Annotated in this window: 11 protein-coding genes and 4 pseudogenes; 7 read left to right on the top strand and 8 right to left on the bottom strand. The window is 59.5% G+C overall.

Annotation, left to right across the window (positions count from 1 at the left end):
- The first annotated feature begins 296 nt into the window (after positions 1-296).
- Positions 297-1337, top strand: coding sequence for a GlxA family transcriptional regulator (locus B0G80_RS44880; RefSeq protein ID WP_116124131.1), 1041 nt, complete (start codon positions 297-299; stop codon positions 1335-1337).
- A gap of 171 nt (positions 1338-1508) precedes the next feature.
- Here the strand turns inward: B0G80_RS44880 and B0G80_RS44875 are convergent, their stop codons facing one another.
- Both B0G80_RS44875 and B0G80_RS44865 read right to left on the bottom strand, forming a co-directional pair.
- The gene (locus tag B0G80_RS44875; RefSeq protein WP_181920241.1) at positions 1509-3548 is read right to left on the bottom strand and encodes a TonB-dependent receptor; all 2040 of its coding nucleotides are present in this window, start codon (positions 3546-3548) and stop codon (positions 1509-1511) included.
- Positions 3549-5857: 2309 nt separating this feature from the next.
- The gene (locus B0G80_RS44865) at positions 5858-6268 is read right to left on the bottom strand and encodes a hypothetical protein (protein WP_258879296.1); all 411 of its coding nucleotides are present in this window, start codon (positions 6266-6268) and stop codon (positions 5858-5860) included.
- 387 nt (positions 6269-6655) lie between these two features.
- Here B0G80_RS44865 and B0G80_RS44860 point away from each other — a divergent pair, with 387 nt between their 5' ends.
- Both B0G80_RS44860 and B0G80_RS44855 read left to right on the top strand, forming a co-directional pair.
- Positions 6656-6898, top strand: a complete 243-nt coding sequence (locus tag B0G80_RS44860) for an aminotransferase class I/II-fold pyridoxal phosphate-dependent enzyme (RefSeq protein WP_258879295.1) — start codon at positions 6656-6658, stop codon at positions 6896-6898.
- 44 nt (positions 6899-6942) lie between these two features.
- Positions 6943-7275: pseudogene (locus tag B0G80_RS44855) on the top strand (tyrosine-type recombinase/integrase); the annotation flags it as partial.
- Positions 7276-8033: 758 nt separating this feature from the next.
- Here the strand turns inward: B0G80_RS44855 and B0G80_RS44850 are convergent.
- The gene (locus B0G80_RS44850) at positions 8034-9185 is read right to left on the bottom strand and encodes an IS110 family transposase (RefSeq protein WP_116124126.1); all 1152 of its coding nucleotides are present in this window, start codon (positions 9183-9185) and stop codon (positions 8034-8036) included.
- A 263-nt stretch (positions 9186-9448) separates the two neighbouring features.
- Positions 9449-10579, bottom strand: a complete 1131-nt coding sequence (locus tag B0G80_RS44845) for an IS110 family transposase (RefSeq protein WP_116124125.1) — start codon at positions 10577-10579, stop codon at positions 9449-9451.
- Between the two features lie 654 nt (positions 10580-11233).
- Here B0G80_RS44845 and B0G80_RS44840 point away from each other — a divergent pair.
- Entirely contained in the window at positions 11234-12058 is an 825-nt protein-coding gene (locus tag B0G80_RS44840; RefSeq protein ID WP_116124124.1) for an alpha/beta hydrolase, read from the top strand.
- A gap of 447 nt (positions 12059-12505) precedes the next feature.
- On the opposite strand, the pseudogene B0G80_RS44830 reads toward B0G80_RS44840, so the two are convergent.
- Positions 12506-12754, bottom strand: a pseudogene (locus B0G80_RS44830) (DDE-type integrase/transposase/recombinase); the annotation flags it as partial.
- Between the two features lie 528 nt (positions 12755-13282).
- Between B0G80_RS44830 and B0G80_RS45600 the strand changes: the two are divergent.
- The gene (locus B0G80_RS45600; RefSeq protein ID WP_147310016.1) at positions 13283-13864 is read left to right on the top strand and encodes a hypothetical protein; all 582 of its coding nucleotides are present in this window, start codon (positions 13283-13285) and stop codon (positions 13862-13864) included.
- Here B0G80_RS45600 and B0G80_RS44820 read toward each other — a convergent pair.
- The gene (locus tag B0G80_RS44820) at positions 13803-14786 is read right to left on the bottom strand and encodes a GlxA family transcriptional regulator (protein WP_116124122.1); all 984 of its coding nucleotides are present in this window, start codon (positions 14784-14786) and stop codon (positions 13803-13805) included. The two genes, B0G80_RS45600 and B0G80_RS44820, sit on opposite strands and share 62 nt — an antisense overlap.
- 413 nt (positions 14787-15199) lie before the next feature.
- Between B0G80_RS44820 and B0G80_RS47730 the strand changes: the two are divergent.
- Positions 15200-15448 (top strand): annotated as a pseudogene (locus B0G80_RS47730) (IS3 family transposase); the annotation flags it as partial.
- Between the two features lie 289 nt (positions 15449-15737).
- Here B0G80_RS47730 and B0G80_RS44815 read toward each other — a convergent pair.
- Both B0G80_RS44815 and B0G80_RS44800 read right to left on the bottom strand, forming a co-directional pair.
- Positions 15738-16839, bottom strand: a pseudogene (locus tag B0G80_RS44815) (IS110 family transposase).
- 863 nt (positions 16840-17702) lie between these two features.
- The gene (locus B0G80_RS44800) at positions 17703-18080 is read right to left on the bottom strand and encodes a helix-turn-helix domain-containing protein (protein ID WP_258879304.1); all 378 of its coding nucleotides are present in this window, start codon (positions 18078-18080) and stop codon (positions 17703-17705) included.
- A gap of 209 nt (positions 18081-18289) precedes the next feature.
- Here B0G80_RS44800 and B0G80_RS44795 point away from each other — a divergent pair, with 209 nt between their 5' ends.
- The gene (locus B0G80_RS44795; protein WP_258879294.1) at positions 18290-18568 is read left to right on the top strand and encodes a hypothetical protein; all 279 of its coding nucleotides are present in this window, start codon (positions 18290-18292) and stop codon (positions 18566-18568) included.
- Positions 18569-18631: the final 63 nt, after the last annotated feature.

Genomic DNA, 18631 nt, shown 5'->3' with positions numbered 1-18631 from the left:
CTGTTCCATTCCTTCATGAAGCGTAGTTGCATGAATTCAAACGCCGTTTGCAACGGCTGCGCATGCAAAAATCGGGACGTCGACTCAGCCGTTAATCCGGCCAACTACGCCTACAGCCGAACGATTACTCATAGATCGCTAGCAACGTCCATCGAGCTCGAAATCGCCCTTCCAGGCGTTAGCGTATTCGACCGCGTGATAGTGACGCCACCGTCATTTGCGTAACGCACATCCATAACAAAACGATAGAGCCTCTAAACAGGCTTTGCGGACCAAAACATTCTGGGGAAAGATAAATGGAGCTGGCACGCACACTGCCGCGATACTCGCGGCAAACTACCGCGCCGACGCAAGGAAGAGCGATGACTCGCGTCGACATCGCGCTGTTCAATGGATTTGCATTGCCAGAGGTCGCAGCAGTCATCGAGATCTTCCAGAAGGCAAACTCGCTTGTTGCCGCGCAGCGGCCGGGTCGTGCACGCTACGACGTCTCGCTGCTTTCGGCCGCGGGTGGGCGCATCGCCAGTTCATCATCAGTATTTGTCTGGACCGACGATGTCCAGTCGCACCGCGGTACGAACGACACGCACCTGTTGTTCATTGCCGGTGGGGCTGAAGTACAGCAGGCATCCCGCGACGAACGCCTAAGCAACTGGCTACGCCGCAGGCATCCATTCAGCGAGATCGTGCATCCCATTGCGGAAGGCCGGCTGATTCTGGAGGCGGCCGGGCTTCCGAGTCGCTACTGTCCGATACAGTACGGCGGTCACGAGCCATACAGCCCGCATCCGGCGCAGTCGCTGACAGAAGCGCCGGGCGCCATATCGACGGCGCTGCGCATCGTGGAAGAGAATCTCGGGTCCGATCTGGCGCGGGAGGTTGCGGCGTCGATCGTGCCCCAGCATCACTCGCCGTTCACTTCGCCTAGCACGCCCAGCGTGGCGACACAGATCAGTGAGAAGATCATGGCATCTGCTCGCTGGCTGGAAGCGAACGTCGATCTTCCCGTTTCAATTGATGATGCGGCGCAGGTCGCGGCGATGAGCGAGCGCAACTTCCTGCGCCGCTTCAAGAGTGAAATCGGCATGACACCCTCCGACTATCTCCTTCGCGCGCGTCTGAATATGAGCTGCAGGATGCTCCTCGACTCGAGTCTGCCGATCGATAAGATCGCGCGACGCTGCGGTATCAGCGGCGGCGGCCGGCTGGCCAAACTGTTCAGGAAGTATCTGGCGACAACACCCACCGACTATCGGAATTTGCAGGCACGCGCCTACGGGCCGCCTGTCCCGGTACGCACGACTCGGGCCGTCCCATCGGCGGGTAACCGCACATGACACTGTCGCCTCGAGTGTTCGCGACGCGTTACCAGAAAGGATATGCATTTTGATTCAGGACCAGCAAACTGACACGGCGTCTTCGTACATTCGCCGATTCAATGTGACAAACCACGCTTGCAATAAATCGAATATGGGTAGGAGGTGACCGCAGTCGCCGGCAATGTCCGCTCACCAGTAGTAGGTCACCTTCACGCCGAAGGTTCGCGGCGCAGCAAACGCATATCGATAGGAGTCGTCGAATGAGTATTCTTCGGCCGCCATGTACGTAAGTGTGTTTGTGACATTGCGCACGTAGGCAAGCACTTCGAAGTCCTCGCCATTCGGGATATAGGTCGCCGAAAGGTCTGCGGTCAATCGGGGTTTCTCGTAGTCGTCGCCGTAGTTGAATACCGTGAAATGCTGGCTGCTCTGAAATTTTGCATCCACCCGTCCGATCAGGCGGCCGGACGGCACTGGCCAAGCGTGCTCGATACCGAGACCGACTGACCATGTTGGACTTTGCGGTGGTGCGTTGCCAGCGAGCTGCACATTCTGCCCTCCATCACCTTCCACAAGAAAATCCGTGAAGCGCGCGTGCAGCCAGGCCACGGAAAGATTGATCTTGCCGATCGGCTCAATCAACGCCAGCACGTCGGTATCCGCGCCATAAATTTGCGTGCGTCCGGCATTGACGATCTTCGTGCCGACTTGCCCGTTCGCAAACGGCACCAACTGCGAGATCTGTTGGCCGGTGTAGTCGTAATCGAACGCGCTTGCATTGATTTGCAGCCGCCCGCTGAGCCAGCGCGTCTTTGCGCCCAGCTCAACGCCCTTGACCGTTTCGGGTGCGTACGGTCCCGCCGATGAAAACCCGCCCGCCTTGTAGCCGGTGTCGAATCGCATATAGGTCATCGCCACGGCACTCGGCGACCATTGTGCCGCAAGATGCACCGTCGGCTTCGACCACGAACCGGAGTTGTCCTGCGGCACATGGGTGTAGGTCAGCGGCTGCGCGTTTGAATCCGCAAAAAAATACTCGCCAACGCGGCTCTTTTCGTCCCGGGTCATTCGAAGGCCGGCCGTCAGCTTGACCTTATCCGTGAGCTCAAACGATGTCTGTCCGAACGCGGCTGTTGACGCTGTATGCAGGTCGTAGGCGAATGCCAGTGTTGGCAGATACATGCCGCCCGCGAATGGTGCCACGTTCGCGCTGTAGAGGGTCGACGACTCCTCGAAGTACGACGCGCCTGCCTGCCACGACCAGCGCGTGTCGCCGCGGGATGCCACCCGCAATTCGTGATTCTGCGTTTTCGGATATTCGTTCTGCTGATAAGACACCGGTGTACCAGGGCTCGCGCTGCTATCACCATCGTGGTGGTACGCCAGGCTGTCGTACCCTCCTGTGTAACTTAGCTCAACTGCGGGAAGGTCGTAGGTGAAGCTCCACCGTGCGAGCGTGTCCGAGATATTTAACGACTGCGGCGTAGCGTATGTGAACGTGCGCGGATCATCAGGAAACTGTGGTTTCTCGTGCGACACGCTCCCATCGGCGTTATAGACGTACGGGATGTCGAGCGACACCGGACCCACGCCCCTCGTCGTGGTCTGCTGCACGGTGAACAGCACGTGGAAATCCCGGGACGGTTCCACGGCAACGGAGAGGCGGCCAGAACGCGTGTTTTCGTCGTCGCCATCGGACTGCGGCGCGTTGTTTAGATACCCGTCGTGTCGACGCGAAACCGCTGCGATTCGAAACTGCACGGCATCGTTCACAGGAACATTCAACATTGCCGCGAGATTGCGGGCGTTGTAATTGCCGAGGTCGACCGACGCGCTACCTTCCACGTCCTTCGCAGGCTTAGCCGTGACGATGTTAATAAGCCCGCCGTTGGCGTTGCGCCCATAAAGCGTGTTCTGCGGTCCGCGCAACACCTCGATGCCTTCGAGGTCGTAGAGTGTTCCGCTTAGCGCGTACGGACGGTTGACTGAACTACCGTCGGTCACTACCACCACCGCGGGATCGCCGACCTCGGTCACGTCGCGGCTCGAAATGCCACGGATCGTGATGACCGGCACCACCGTCTGCACCTGTGCGAAGTTCACGTCCGGCGCAATTGTACTCAGGGACTTGAGGTCGCTCACGCCGAGACCCTCGAGCCTGACTCCGCCATATACGCTCATGGCCACCGGCGTCTTCTGCTCCAATTCGGGCTTCTTTTCTGCCGTCACGACGACCGGCGGAAGTTGGTCCGTGGCAGGCCCATTCTTGTGGTCAACGTGGGCCTCGGGTGACGGCGGAGCGGTGGCGGCCTCTGCTCCCGACGCCCATGACTGCCCGCCCAGGCAAAAGGCGATGACACTTGTCGTACCGCAAAGCAGGCGCGGTAAGCGGCGATGCTCACTCGTTGGACGAACCAGTGGTGGTCGCAGATTTTCTGAAAATATGAATACTTTCGTCACGGGACCACATACAAGCTTCATCATTCACAGTTATTGGAGGCAATGCGGGCACATTCGGCACGCGGCAAAGCGGGAGGTGCACAGGGTAGTGGAAGGATCAATACGGTGTTCGCACAGTAACGATAAAGAACTCCGGCTGACCTGCCCGTCTGGGCCGCGGATTGTCTCACGGGATTGCCATTCGATACCGGGACGCCGACATGTTTAACAAGCGCGACATTGAGGCCGCAGGCGTCAGCTCAGGGCGACGCCGCGCGAAAAGCACATTGAGAATACGGCAAAGGTTATCCGAATATGAGTTGACCGGCGTGCGCATCTATTGATAAATCTATATTAATCAACAGAATAGCGCTTCACTTCACTCCGCGGATAGCGGACTACACGCGCACATGTACGAACTCAGAGAATCACTCTGCGGCCGGGGCGGCGGCATGCAAACAGCTTGTCTAACTCCTTCCACGCGCATTAACGACCTCAAATCGTTCAGACCTATATTCGGCCGATTCGACATCGCTTATCGCAGCAGAATCGCCAGGATGACCATGTCTTCATGTCCTGCTCAGTCGACATTTTGACCTGCGCCGCTTGCGTCGGTCGCATATTCCAATCGCATAGGCTCGCCTTGGGCCTTTCGAGGAGCACTTCTTTGAGGCAATCCCCCGCCACCGCTTGACGTCGGGCATATCCGCTCACGGCAGGTTCTTCTTGGAACGCACCCATTTGTCTCCCAGCGGATGGTCTATCGCGCATAAGTTGGCGTTGCGGATAATAGCAATCGACATCATTTTGAACTCTCGAAGTTAAATTCCGCACTCCTCGGCAGACCCCCAGATCCCGTTTGCGCAATACTGTCAAACATATAGCCCGTTGCGCCGTTTTTTCGTTTTTTCGGTTAGTTCGGACCAATGCGTACAACTTGGCCAACGCTACGTGCGCTTGAAACATTCGCGCCTGCACCTTTATGCACAGGCCTTCCCACTCCCGCAAACCCTCACCTTTCCTGTGGTCAGGATAATCCCGATTACAAGGCCGCCCCGAGTCCGCACGTGCACGCCAGAGCGAGACATTCTGTTACAGATGCGGCGTACCGATGTGAACCGTCTTTGCGTGCCAGTTCATGTCGCGCTCGATGCCATGCAGCGCGGCAAGGCAACCTAAACGCAGTCGAGACTATGCCAAGCGATGATCCTGAGCGGGCTGCTGGCCGGTGCGTGCGGCGATGTCGCCGCCTTCGCACAGTTGCGTAGCGCTGAAGATACTTTCTCCGCCGCGTTTGACCGCAGACGTGCGTCAGGCGTTTCGCTAACCGATGACGACGGCTTCGGGCAGTTTGCATTGATCGGCGCGACAAACAACGACAGCTACAGCGTATAAAGCTCGCCGCAATTAATTACGCTGCCGGGCATGGCTTTAAAACTTGAATTCCACCTCTTCCGTGTCCCCTCCTGATATGGAGTCAGCCTGGCAACGCACGGGCTCTTTTCTGCCCGAACCCGCTGCTCAAAACAGAAGAAAGATAGTCGACTGCGAGGCACGACCCTCTCATTTGCCGGGTGCGTCGCCATTTGGAGGATTTCGGCACTTTGAACAGCAATTCGCCGGCTGCGGCGCAAATGAAAAATGCGGTCGCAGTGGGTTCAAAAAACGACGGGCTGCGGCAGCTCGACATTTTCGTCTGGCCAGGTAATGTGCGGCTCACAGCCTGCGCAATCGGCGTGCGGTTTGGCGTGGAATGTAAGGCGCCAACCACCTGGCAGGCAGTGCAATGTCACCTGAGTCGTCGAAACGCACTGGGCGCTGGAGGCTGATGTAACCATATTCCGGCTTACCGGTAAAACCGGTCAGGGCCGCAGGAAAGTCTCCCATAATTGAGAGGGACCCTGTATATGGACAAGGACAGACATCATCGTGAAATCGTGAACTAGCATAGGGTGAACTGGGAAGCGCAGTTTCCTCCCAGAAAGCGATTCCAGGGAGCTTAACCATTGAAGTCGGAGTCAGGGAGCGCAGCCCGGCGGTCGCATTGAGCCACAGGCCGCCTTGAAAAATGCCCAACGACCCCCGGCGTCTATGTCAGATCAGGCTTTCATGGAGATTGGCGAACTGGCGTTCCCCGCGAGGAATGCTCTCAGCTTCCGCTCTGCCGCAAGTACCTCGTGCAGCGGTACACCGGCCAGTTGCGAATCATAAAGGGCAACAAGCGCTTCGAAGTCATCAATCGTGTCGCCCGGCAAACGCCACTCGCCACACTCGTGAGCGCGCGCCAAAGTCGCTTCAACGGCGTACTCGGCGATCCTGAACTGCTCCACGGGGCGACTTCCAAATCCAGCACGCTGCAGGAACCAGCTCAGATACACCGCGCGCATCAATTCATTGATCAGGTGTCCATTTCCGTGACCGCTCCGACACGCAACGAGAGCAAGATGAATGGCAAGCGACTGCTCGCTCGCCGAAGCGCGATCCATTGGCAACAAAAGCGCCTTGGTCAACGGTCTATGGCCGCGGGCACTGCGGGTTTTGTTTCGTCTGGAAGACACAGATTCGAGGTTACAAGGAGCGTTGGGTGAACGGACGAATTATAGCTGGATAACTCGCGACATGTTCAACAGCCGCCCCGATGACTTCGGTGCGAGACAGCGAGTGCGGGCGCTCGCCTTGCGGCCATACTCGCAATGGCTTTCGCCTTCGACCTCGGCCCGCAGCGCACCCGGCGCGACTTGCCGATCACACCCACAAAGTCGCGACGAAGTGGGCAGCGACCAAGCGCGATTCGCTGGGCAGTCCTGCCGTTTGATTCGCATGCGGCATTTCTCGCAATGAGCCGCCGAAATACCGTCTAGTGGAGCACGTTTGCAGCCTGGGGCTTTGCGAGGAAGTTGTCATGGTCGAGCGAACTGGACCAAATGCGCCAACGCATCGTCGGCAACCGGAGAGAGCTGGCTGCGCTGCTTCGCGACCGGCTGAATTTCAATCGATGTGCCTTTATCGCGCGCCACCACGGAATGTTCTCTTTCATGGGATTCAACGCGCAGCAAATCTCGACCTTACGCGAAAAGCACTCTGTCTATATCGCCCGATTCAAGACTGAATTTCGCGAGTCGATTTGCGTCAAGCGTTGAGGATGTTGCAGGAGCGTTTGCCAACGTCGTTCCGGCTTATACTAGACACCCCGCTCGTGCTGCCGGTCGGCCAGTCACTCAAACCACTCACGCGCGCCGCGTTGCACCAGATCGTGAAGGACGTCTTCAGCGCCGCCGCAGACTCGTTGCGTTCGCGTGGCGACGACCATGCGCAGCGCGCTGACCACCTTGAGCAGGCATCGGCACACTGGCTACGTCATAGTGCCGGGTCACGTATGGCGGATCAGCCCCTCGATCTGCGACTCGTGCGCGGTAATCTCGGGCATGCGTCACTGACGACAACCAGTCAGTATCTGCACCTCCGCGACCATCTCCAGCATCGCGAGACCGATGAGAAACACCGGATTGACTGGTAACGCTCGACGCGACCCGGACGGTGACGGCGAGAGGTCGACCGGCGCCACTATTCCCTCCCCCGCCCGGCGGCAACGCAAGGTTTGATCGGGAAATCGTTGGCCGTGAGTCTGACCACTTGGCCCGAACGCGAACGGACTTTTCCTTCGGCGACCGCGATAAAACGGCGCCGTCCGTCAGCAAAAGCCTCGAGCATGGGGACCTGGTCAGCACCGGCGGGAACCAGAATTGAGCTTCGAGCGCCTCCCACGTGATCGCACAGGCGACCTGCCGTGTAGCCCAGTGCGAGCCTCATGGAAGACCGTGTCTGCGGTGTGGCGGGCACGCCACGGCGACAGACGGTTGATATGACTCCGCTTGTCAAGAGGGGATCGGTTTTGGGTTTTGATCTGCCATCTGAATTTCCTGAGGGCGACGTAGCAGTAAATCTCGACGGTGGATCATGCTTCTATGAGCGAGGGTTCTGTCAAGATCGCTTTTTCCCAAATTTTCATAAAGTGTCTCCGATCGATCTGGCCGGAAGTCGCCGTGGCGCTCGTGAGAAGAACCAGCATCTCACCACCTTCTATCCGCTGGCGTGTCGCCAGCCTTATCCTGCATGCGCGTTACGCCGGAACCCTTTTCCGGGAGCATGCCCCATCTGAAAATATTCGGTTGCTTCAGCAACCCAGCGTGATCACGGGCATGTTCACTCCAACCGTGTTTGCTACGTAACTGCCTAGCCAATCCTTAACCTCCTTTCTGCGAAACCTTCGAGGAATTAAGCACGCTTAAGGTGAGCGCCTTCGGGAATGACTCCGTCTTTGAGATAGCGCCACAGCGCAATGGCAAGACGTCTCGCCACCGCGACGATAGCGATACGTCGTGCGCGTCGGTTCGGCCCTGTACCCAGCGTGCGTTGGTCAAACCATTTTGTTAGTGCGCTGCCGGGCTGGTAGCGCAGCCAGGTCCATGCAATCTCGATCAGCAGCGCGCGCACCCGCCGGTTTGCCTGTTTGCTGATCCCTTGATCGACCTGGCTTTCGCCGCTGTCGTAGGGCTGAGGCACCAGCCCGACGCACGAGCCGACTTCGCGGCGATTGTTGAAGTCCCGCCAGAAGAGCTCGAGCGCAAGACGCGAGGCGCCCACTTCGCCGATACCCTTGAGGCGCGCCAGCGCATCGCAACGCTGGCGCGCGACTGCTGGCACGTTCGTCTTTCGCGTGCTTTCCAGCACCGCAAGTTGCTGTTCGACGAGGGCCAGCCGGTCGCACTCACGCCGTAACCGCTCATACAGCTCGCGCGGTAACGGTGCACCGTCGTGGCATCGCACTTCGTCGCGCTCGAGCCGGTCCGCGAAAGCCCGGTGATCGACCGGATCCCAGCAGCCGAGGGTGGCCAGCAGCTTGCGCATGCGATCCTGGTGCTGCAGGATTTCCTTCTGTAGTTGTCCGCGCTCTCGCATCAGATGGCGCGATGCTTCGTCCTCCGCTGACGGTACGCGAATCACATGCATGCGATCACGCTCGCCGCGCAGCCACGCGCGCAGGTTGATGACGAGCTTGATGACATCGAGCCGATCAGTCTTGGCCCGCCGCTGGTGGCGTTCGACCGGAATGCTGGCCGGATCAATAACGTAGCAGTCGAGGTGTCGCGCCCGTAACGCGCGCCAGATCCAGAATGCGTCCTGTCCAGCCTCATAGCTCACGGCAATCCGTACATCTGTCGGCAACGACCCCCTTTCCTTATGTGCCTCGATCAGGTCCAGCACCGCCTGCAGACGCGCCGCAGCCTGCGGCTGTGCAACGGTGTGCACGGCGGGTTTCTCGCGCCGGCCGTCGTGCAACGCAACTTTCCACTTGGCCGCAGCCAGTTCCAGCGACACTGCCAAAACCATTCCGTCACCACTCGTGTACGTCTGATCGGAACACATGACGTTCTCCTTTGAGCAAACCTCGGCACGCCAATTTTAGACCTCAGCGTGGCGAGGAACGCGCTTCATAGGATCTGATATCCGCGGGTTGGTTACCGCATTACAGAAGTCCGCCCAGCGAGCCTGCCGCTATCTAGTGCCGCAAGTCGAATCAAATCCGTTGCCTAACCGTCTCGCGGGTTGCTCGGGTGCCGGGCTACGCCGCCTTCAGAAAACTCTTGCTCGGGTGGTGAGGTTGATTTACGTGTTGCTTAAGGGTTAGGTCACGCCATGTGTACCTCGGGCCGTACGGAGAGCGACATGGCGAGCTGGCTGATGTCCCAGATGAAACCGGCGAGTTCGCGAGCGACCGCGACCACCGCAATATTCTTCTGCTTGCCGCGCGCGACGAGCTTCCGGTAGCGCCGGCACAGGCGCATCTGCGCGTCCCAGGCGCGGTCAACGATGGACTTGGGGATGCCTTCGTGGCGGCGCTGGATTTCGGGACTCACGCGGGCCGGGTGCTGGTAGCTCCAGGCCGCTTCCACCAGCAGCTTTCTTGCATAGCTGTTGCCGTTCTTGGTGATGCTGCCCTGACGGCGCTTGTCGCCCGACGAGTGTTCGGACGGCGTCACCCCCAGCCAGGCCATCAGCTGCCGCGGGTGGGCAAAGCGTGACAGATCCCCGAGCTCGGCGAGCATGCCCACTGCCGTGGTGAACTGCACGCCGCGCATCGTCTGCAGGCCCAGCACGGCAGGATAGAATCGCCAGTTGACGACGGCCTCGCGCAACGCGGCCTCCAGTCGGTCGCATTGCGCCAGGCGATCCTCGATCGTGCGCCGATACTCCTCGAACGCCAGTTGCTGCCAGACGCTGTCGAAAGCATAGGCGCTCAGCCAGCGCCGATGCGCAGCTCCCCAGTTGGCGCGGCCGGCATAGCGCACGCCATGCAGGAGCAGAAAGGCCTTCAGCCGTTGCCGGGCACGCTTCAGATCGTCCTTGGCGCTGACCCACGCACGAGCCAGATCGCGGAATGCTTCGTCTTCCACGCTTGGCACGTACACCGCTGACAGGTCGCCGGCGCGCAGCGACCGCACCAGCTTGATCGCATCACGCCGGTCAGTCTTGACCCGATCGCCCGGCTTTTTCGGAATCAGAGACGGCGCGCACACCATGCAGTCGATTCCCTTCGCCAGGAGCTGACGGTAAAGTCCATAGCCGCACGGGCCCGCCTCGTAGACGATACGGATGTACCGCGCCTTCGATTGCAGGCGCTTACAGAGGCGATCAATATCCGTCTTCGTCGTGCCAATCTTGCCGAGCAGTTCGACCTCGCCTGTGCCCAGCGCATAGGCAACCGTGATCGAATCCTTGTGAACGTCGAGCCCTACGTACAGTGTGCTATCGTTTTCCACGCTGGCCTCCGTGATGGATATCGCCGGGTGTGGCCCTGCCCACACCGTGCGGCTCTGGCAGAAATACTAACCCGCGTTTGAGTCCTCCCGGCGGGCCAGCCTCTACCTCGCGGAGTCATACTGACTAGTTGCATTCCGTTCATTCAAGTTGGACCGCAAAGTGAGCCTTTACGGGAGAGCAAGCGCCTTCTGGAGGCAATCGGTTGTCAGGCCCGTGGATTTCTCCACAGACGCGCGCGTTCGATTCCGGATAAAGAGAGGCCGCCCTTGACCTATTGGTCCACTGGACCTCACTGTTGCGAACGATGTCTTCCGCACGTACTGCAAGTTGCAGGTGTTGTTCAATAACGGGTAAGCAGATCGACCGCGTCCTGATCGGGTCGGCCCACGGCTTGCCCTCACCTGTCGAATCGCGTGTCTTACGTGCCTGGCGCGATAATAATGAACAGGGCGCGTCGTTTGCCGATTGGCGTCGCTCAGGCGCGGGTCCTGAGGTCAGATCGTACGCCGTGCTCCATCCGCTCGACGATGCGTCACTCACGGGCACGCGCGAAGACCTATGCCGCGTTGATCCGCAACCGCAGGACTGTCGCTGCGACGAGCGCGCCGCAGCCTTGATTTTCGATAACGACCGCAGATTGCAACATGCATGTAATGGCGCGACGAAGCTTCATTTCACTGTCACTGACCGCATGCGCGGCCGGCGTGATCGCGTGTCGGGCGCGCAAACATGACGAGCCGGGCGGTATCGCCTATGGCAATGCACCCCGCCAGCGGCTCGACGTATATATGCCCGAGCCCGGCAGCCGCATCCACCACCCCGTGGTCGTCTATTTCTACGGCGGAGCCTGGCAGAGTGGCGACCGCTCGGATTCACGCGGAGTGGCGCAAGCGCTTGCCGCGCGAGGCATCGTTACGATCGCAGCGGACTACCGCAGCTATCCGGAGACCGTCTTCCCCCACTTTCTCGACGATCCTGCTGCCGCCGTGCGCTGGACGCACGACCACGTGCGCGAGTTTGGGGGCGATTCCGGACGCATTTTCGTGATGGGACATTCCTCCGGCGCGCATATCGCCGCGATGCTTGCGACCGATCCGCGCTATCTGGCCGCGCAGGGCATGTCGAATTCATCGCTGTCCGGGATGATCGGACTCGCGGGTCCGTACGCCGCGATCCCGACGAGCGACCCTCACATGGACGAGATCTTTCCGGCAGCCTTACGCCAGCGCGCGCTGCCGATCGCATTCGTCACCGGAAACGAGCCGCCGATGCTGCTCGCCACCGGCACGGCGGATACCGATGTCGATCCCCATAACAGTGATCGCTTCGCAGGCGCGCTGCGCGCGCATCACGACGTCGTCGAACTGAAAAAATATCAGGGTTACGGTCACGATACGATCGTCGAGTCGTTTTCGGCGGCGCAGAATACGGTCTCGCCGGTTCTGGCCGACGTCATAACGTTCATCGACGCGCACTGAAGAGGCCAATCGATAGTTGCGCAGGGTTTCGGCACTCAAACATGATTGACCGCAATTGCCCGACCCGCCCGATACCGGGGACGTTAAAACACGTCGAGACTTGACGAACCGCAAGGTCTGCGATCCGACTCGCAGATTGCAGCGTAGCGTGACCGGTCGGCATCGCCGCCCGCGTAGGTAAGCGTTAGCGACGAACCTCCGTGCGGAGAATCTTTCGTGTCCAGGGCGTTCGCGTTGGTCTCGCTGCGCTCTGCGAGGACGCAACCGGCAGTCCGTGCCTGCGCGATAACGAATACTTCGGTCAAATACGCTGCCTAGGTGGTGCGTTCCACCCTGCCGGTTCCTGCTGAGGCGCAGGCGGGTATCAGTCGAGCAGACGCTCGGTAAAACGGGCTTTGTCGCGATAAGGATGGCAGGATGAGAAAGTACCGATATGATAAGGATGACTTAGATGACCAGCGAATAGAATTGCTCTGCAGCAGTCAACTGGATCCCAGCGGGTTTCATCTGCCCCGTCCTGATCGTATGCATCACTTCGGTGCCCGACAGGATGATCCGGGCGCAACGAAAATCCTTGAAGCCCATCATCGCTTTGACAATCCGTTTGATGGAGCGATGGTCCTGTTCGACAACGTTGTTCAGGTATTTGACCTGGCGGATCTTGATGGGCATTTCCCGTTCGGCGTTGATGGCTTTTCCGTCGTCTATATTATTCCGTACATCATAGGGGACCGGCCTATTGCAACAAAACCGGCGACGTTATAGCGATACGTTTCGCTACTGTCACTGCTATCTCGCACATGGCTATCACAGCGGTGTGCATCAACTGGAGAGCTTGCGTCTGTGTCCCGCCTATCATTTCACGCTGGCATCAGCATGTCGGCGCTGCGGTCGCGAGGCAGCTTATCTCGTGAAGGCTCAACTGCCGGAGGCGCGTTTTCTTTGTGGATATTGCCGCGCGAGTCATGGTGGGACATGGACCCCGAGCAACGCTGTACCAATGAAACCAACGCATCGCAGCGCTTTCACACGCCGCTATGTTGAGTGTTGCCTTGAGTGAGCGTGACGCCCGCAGGCTTTGCGTCTCCCGTCTCGGTTGATCGATCGCCATATGTGCGGGCACACGGACACCACTCGGCCCACGGAGGCATCGCAAAGCCTGTCGTTAGTGACACATTCCCTTCGGTGCTAACGATTGGAAAATATAGACATTTTTGCGATCCGATGGACTTCAACGATCCGTTGACGCATTTCCTGGTAGGACGGAGACAGTTTGCCTTCGTTCCACGGCGATCGGCATTGACGTCGTCGCTTCTGCAAACGACGCAACGAAAGCATTGTCGGCGGGAATCGAACGATCCGTACATGGCGCTCATTGCGCCGAGCGATCCGGACCGGCGTTTGCGTGAGCTCATGTCGACCGTCGACCCACTGTCGCCGACAGCGCAGATCACGCCTTCACGGATGATGCTGTCCAGTCAGCTGGCCGTTGCGGGCGGCGTAGGTGCGCTCGGCAGCGCGACGTCGATGCAGGCTCGTGCGTTGATGAGTCAGCCTGGAATGGATAAAGCGCGCAGCGCTGCGCTCCTGCCTTATGGTGCCGGGAATTGGCGCGGCTTCGCCGCCACCCGCATCGATGTTGAGCACGTCCGGCGCCGCCTGTTCGATGTCGCTGCCAGGTATGGCGGCCGTGCTCCCCGGATCCAGCTTCTGCCGCTGATCAGGCACCTTTGCCGAAAGCCTTCTACGGTGCCACCTGGTTGCGCGTCCGATAGTCCGTCGGCGTCGTCGCCAGATATTTTCTGAACAGCTTCGACAACTGCCCGCCGCTTCCTATACCGCAGCGGCGCGCGACCTTGTCGACTGGCAGGCTCGATTCGACGAGCATCCGGCAACTCATGTTCAAACGTGCGCGAAGCAGATAATCGGATGGCGTCATGCCGATCTCGCTTTTGAACCGGCGCAGGAAGTTGCGCTCGCTCATCGCCGCGACTTGCGCCGCATCGTCGATTGAGATCGGACGATCGACGTTCGCGTCCAACCAGCGTGCCGACGCCAAGATCTTGCCACTGGCCTGTGACGCCAGGCCAAACGTGGCTGCCGAGCGGAAAGGTATCGTGGGTTGCGGGGCGATCGATTCGGCGACCTGCTGTGCCAGATCGGCGCCGAGATCCTCTTCGACAATGCGTAACGCCGTGGATACGGCACCAGGCGATTCTGCCAGCGACCTCGCCGGAGGCAGGCCTTGCACTTCGCTACCGCCATAGAAAAGCGGGCAGTAGCGACTGGGCAACCCGGCAGCTTGCAGCAGCAGTTGGCCCTCCGCGATTGGATGCACGATCTCGCTGACCGGATGCCGGCGGCGCAGCCAGTTGCTCAATCGCTCGTCGCGGCATGCTTGCTGTACGCCCTCGCCGCCGGCAATGAACAACAGGTGCGTCTCGTTCGTGCCTCGGTGCGACTGGACGTCGTCGGTCCAGACAAATACCGATGACGAACTGGCGATGCGCCCGCCCGCGGCGGAAAGCAGCGAGACGCCGTAGCGGGCGCGACCCGATCGCTGCGCGGCGGTGAGCGAATTTGCCTTCTGGAAGATCTCGATGATTGCTGCGACCGTAGGCAGTGCAAACCCATTGAACAGTGCGATGTCGACGCGAGTCAGCGCGGTCGTTTGCATCGGCACGGCACTCTGCCGCGAGCCACGCGGTAGAGTATCTACCAAGTCCATTTACTTTTCCCCAGAAATGTGTGGTCTGCAAAGTCTTGTTCCCAAGACTCTGATTTTTTCTTATTCGTCCATGCTATAGGTCTGACTCTTTTGTCAGTATTACATGGCCGAATTAGCCATCACATTGGCCGTTAGGGCACTGAGTGGGGGCCGGCGAATAGCGGTGCTGGACTTCTGATTATAGCGCCCGCGAATCCCATAATATTTGGAAATGAGAATCGCGACCAAAATGAGATGGAATGTATAGCGGGGAATAATTATTCATTTATATGCGAGGGCTGGCCCATACACGCTTCAGTGCTCGAAACTTAAGGGTCAAAGAGCTTCTAAGCGAGGTGTTGCCCTTCCCCGCGTCAGAATACTTGTCGCGCCCATAGAAATCGATGAACCGGGGGCGATGATGAGAGAACGAATTGGCAAAGTACGGACAAGGATTCAAGGACAGAGCGGTTGCGCGATCGCCGCCACCGGAGCGCGCGGCGCTAGAAACTTTGCACGTGAGGTTGGCGGGGAAGTGGGGACGCTGCAACGCTGGCGCAGTGATGCGCTGTCCAGGCCCGCTCGCGAGCGGGCCTGGACAGAGTCGGCCCGATTTCGACGCCGTGCTGACGACCGCTGCGATGGATGAGGGTGGCACGATCGTATTGTGCCGTTCCAACGGTTGATATGACTCCGCTTGTCAAGAGGGGATCGGTTTTCGGTTTTGAGCTGCATCTGAATTTCCTGAGGGCGACGTAGCAGTAAATCTCGACGGTGGATCATCTGATATCCGCGGGTTGGGTACCGCATTACAGAAGTCCGCCCAGCGAGCCTGCCGCTATCTAGTGCCGCAAGTCGAATCAAATCCGTTGCCTAACCGTCTCGCGGGTTGCTCGGGCGCCGGGCTACGCCGCTTTCAGGAAACTCTTGCTCGGGTGGTGAGGTTCATCTACGTGTTGCTTAAGGGTTGGGTCACGCCATGCACACCCCGGGCCGTACGGAGAGCGACATGGCGAGCTGGCTGATGTCCCAGATGAAACCGGCGAGTTCGCGAGGGACCGCGACCACCGCAATATTCTTCTGCTTGCCGCGCGCGAGGAGCTTCCGGTAGCGCCGGCACAGGCGCATCTGCGCGTCCCAGGCGCGGTCAACGATGCGCTTGGGGATGCCTTCGTGGCGGCGCTGGATTTCGGGACTCACGCGGGCCGGATGCTGGTAGCGCCAGGCCGCTTCCAACAGCAACTTTCTTGCATAGCTGTTGCCATTCTCGGTGAGATGCTGCCCTGACGGCGCTTGTCGCTGACGAGTGTTCGGATGGCGTCACCCCCAGCCAGGCCATCACCTGGCGCGGGTGGGCTAAGCGTGACAGATCCCCGAGCTCGGCGAGCATGCCCACTGCCGTGGTGAACCGCACGCCGCGCATCGTCTGCAGGCCCAGCACGGCAGGATAAAATCACCAGTGGAGGACGGCCTTGCGCAACGCGGCCTCCAGCCGGTCGCATTGCGCCAGGCGATCCTCGATCGTGCGCCGATACTCCTCGAACGCAAGTTGCTGCCAGACGCTGTCGAAAGCGTAGGCGCTGAGCCAGCGACGATCCGCAGGTCCCCAGTCGGCGCGGCCGGCATAGCGCACGCCATGCAGGAGCAGAAAGGCCTTCAGCTGTTGCCGCGCACACTTAAGATCGTCCTTGCCGCTTACCCACGCGCGAGCCAGATCACGGAATGCTTCGTCTTCCACGCTTGGCAGGTACACCGCTGACAGGTCGCCGGCGCGCAGCGACCGCACCAGCTTGATCGCCTCACGCCGGTCAGTCTTGACGCGCTCGCCCGGCTTTTTCGGAATCAGCGACGGCGCGCACACCAAGCAGTCGAATCCCTTCTGCACTAGCTGACGGTAAAGTCCATAGCCGCACGGGCCCGCCTCGTAGACGATGCGGATGTGCCGCGCCTTCGGTTGCAGGCGCGTACACAGCCGATCAGTATCCGTCTTCGTCGTGCCAATCTTGCCGAGCAGTTCGACCTCGCCTGTGCCCAGCGCATAGGCAACCGTGATCGAATCCTTGTGAACCGTCAATGTCGCCCGTAATTTCGGCGCCCGTCTTTGCCCCGCGTACGCGGCTTGCGCGTGCCGTGACCATGGCGCAGGCAGGCCATGAGTTGTCGGCGCAGTTCGCCGCGCGGCTGGGCGTAAATGGCCGTGTAGATGGTTTCGTGCGAAATCTGCTGGGTCGGGTCAGTCGGATAATTGGGTAGCCACGTCTCCTCTCGGAAACGCGGCCCCCGAGGAACTGTACGTGCGAGTTTCCCAGCATACAGCTCGAGCACAGCATTAAACGTCATACTGACGCCGGTCATACCAGCCTTCATACGACCTTCGCAAACGTCACGTCGTTGATTCGCCCCATTGGTGCGGCGAGAGGCGCTGAACCGTAGCCCCACCGGTCACTCACAAGCTGCCCCTCGTTGAATCTAAAACGCTGGTCTGCGACAACTGCACCACGCGGAAGTCTGCACCCTTTCAGGTCGGGGCAAAGCTCGAACCCCTATGCGACCCATTACAGGCCGCCGTTCGCTTTCTCCGCGTTCTCTTACCCGCTCGACCAACAGCTTCCCTTACGGGTTGCCTGCCGAACACCGCGATGGACTGCGACGCTGGCGGACAATCGGGCTTACTGTGTTCCGCATAAAGGACAAGAGCAGGTTAGGTTCCACCTTTTCGCCGACAGTCGTTAGTCCGTGTGTCCCGACGTATGAGAGGGACAGCCGACTGTATGCCTTTTGGCTCAAGCCTGACAGCGCCTTTGGCTTGTTACTCATCACGACGTTTATCAGCAGTTCGCATTCGCTAACCATACTGCCCAACCTTGCACCCCATCCGCCGCGGCGCTGGCAGACAACAACATTCTCTCGCGAGATTGCCGTCGCTCAATGAGCGGGTTACGTTGTCCCAGTGGCTTCACACCGGATCGTTACCAATCCCGCATGCACCGGTAGGTTACGGCTGACGGAACAGCCGGTTTCCTCTCTGGCCAACAACGCCAGACGAAACAATCCCTTACGCGACATCACATCGCACCACACGCCTGAGTGTGCCCGATATCTGCTGGGGTGACCATTTCCACTCGAGCAGGGTAAGAACGATACGCCAGCAGACGCTCTGAGGCAAAGCTTTGTGGGGCGGCGACCCGCGCTGCGGCGTGCGGCGCCAAGCGCTTCAGCCGGCACCGATGCGTAACCTGCGGGAGAGCTGTTTCGCGTCAGTTCACGGCTAACGGTGGCCGGCGAGCGCCCGAGTATCCGGGCCATGGCCCGGATACCCGAACCCTGCAGATGCAGGCTCGCAATGATGAGGCGCTCTTCCGGTTGAGGTTGCTGGTACTGAGTTCTTTCGTGGATCGCAACACCTTATACGAGACGGTGTGCACTTCAGATTTGAGGCCGCCCAAGGTTTCCTGCCTCCCTTGCGCACGAAGAGCCCTGGTATCATGTAACGCGCTCCGTTCAACTCGGTCACCGCACAGGCATTGTTGCAGGCGGAGGCGAGGTGGATAAAAATATTTAGCAAACGGTTGGGCAAGGGGCTAAAAAAGCTTTGCGCACGACCGTTAACGGGGTCCATGCACAAACAAGACATTCAAAAAATTGTTTCCGCAGCTCACGAAACGGCCGATTCGATCGTCGGCGCGCGGGCGTGGAAGACGGCAGAAGACGCCAGCGCGATGCACGACGTGATCTTCTGGAACATGGTTGCGAAGCGATTGCCTAACACGAACATCGCCGATCTGCTGTATATGTTGGATTAGACTGCGTCGACGACGCGGCGTATCTTCCCGCCCAAACCTGCTTCGAAGTCACGGCGCAGCGTG

It is taken from the genome of Paraburkholderia sp. BL6669N2 (genome assembly GCF_003387275.1).
GTDB lineage: Bacteria > Pseudomonadota > Gammaproteobacteria > Burkholderiales > Burkholderiaceae > Paraburkholderia.
Note: the sequence above shows the minus strand (reverse complement) of the source record. Positions and strands in the feature narration are given on the sequence as shown.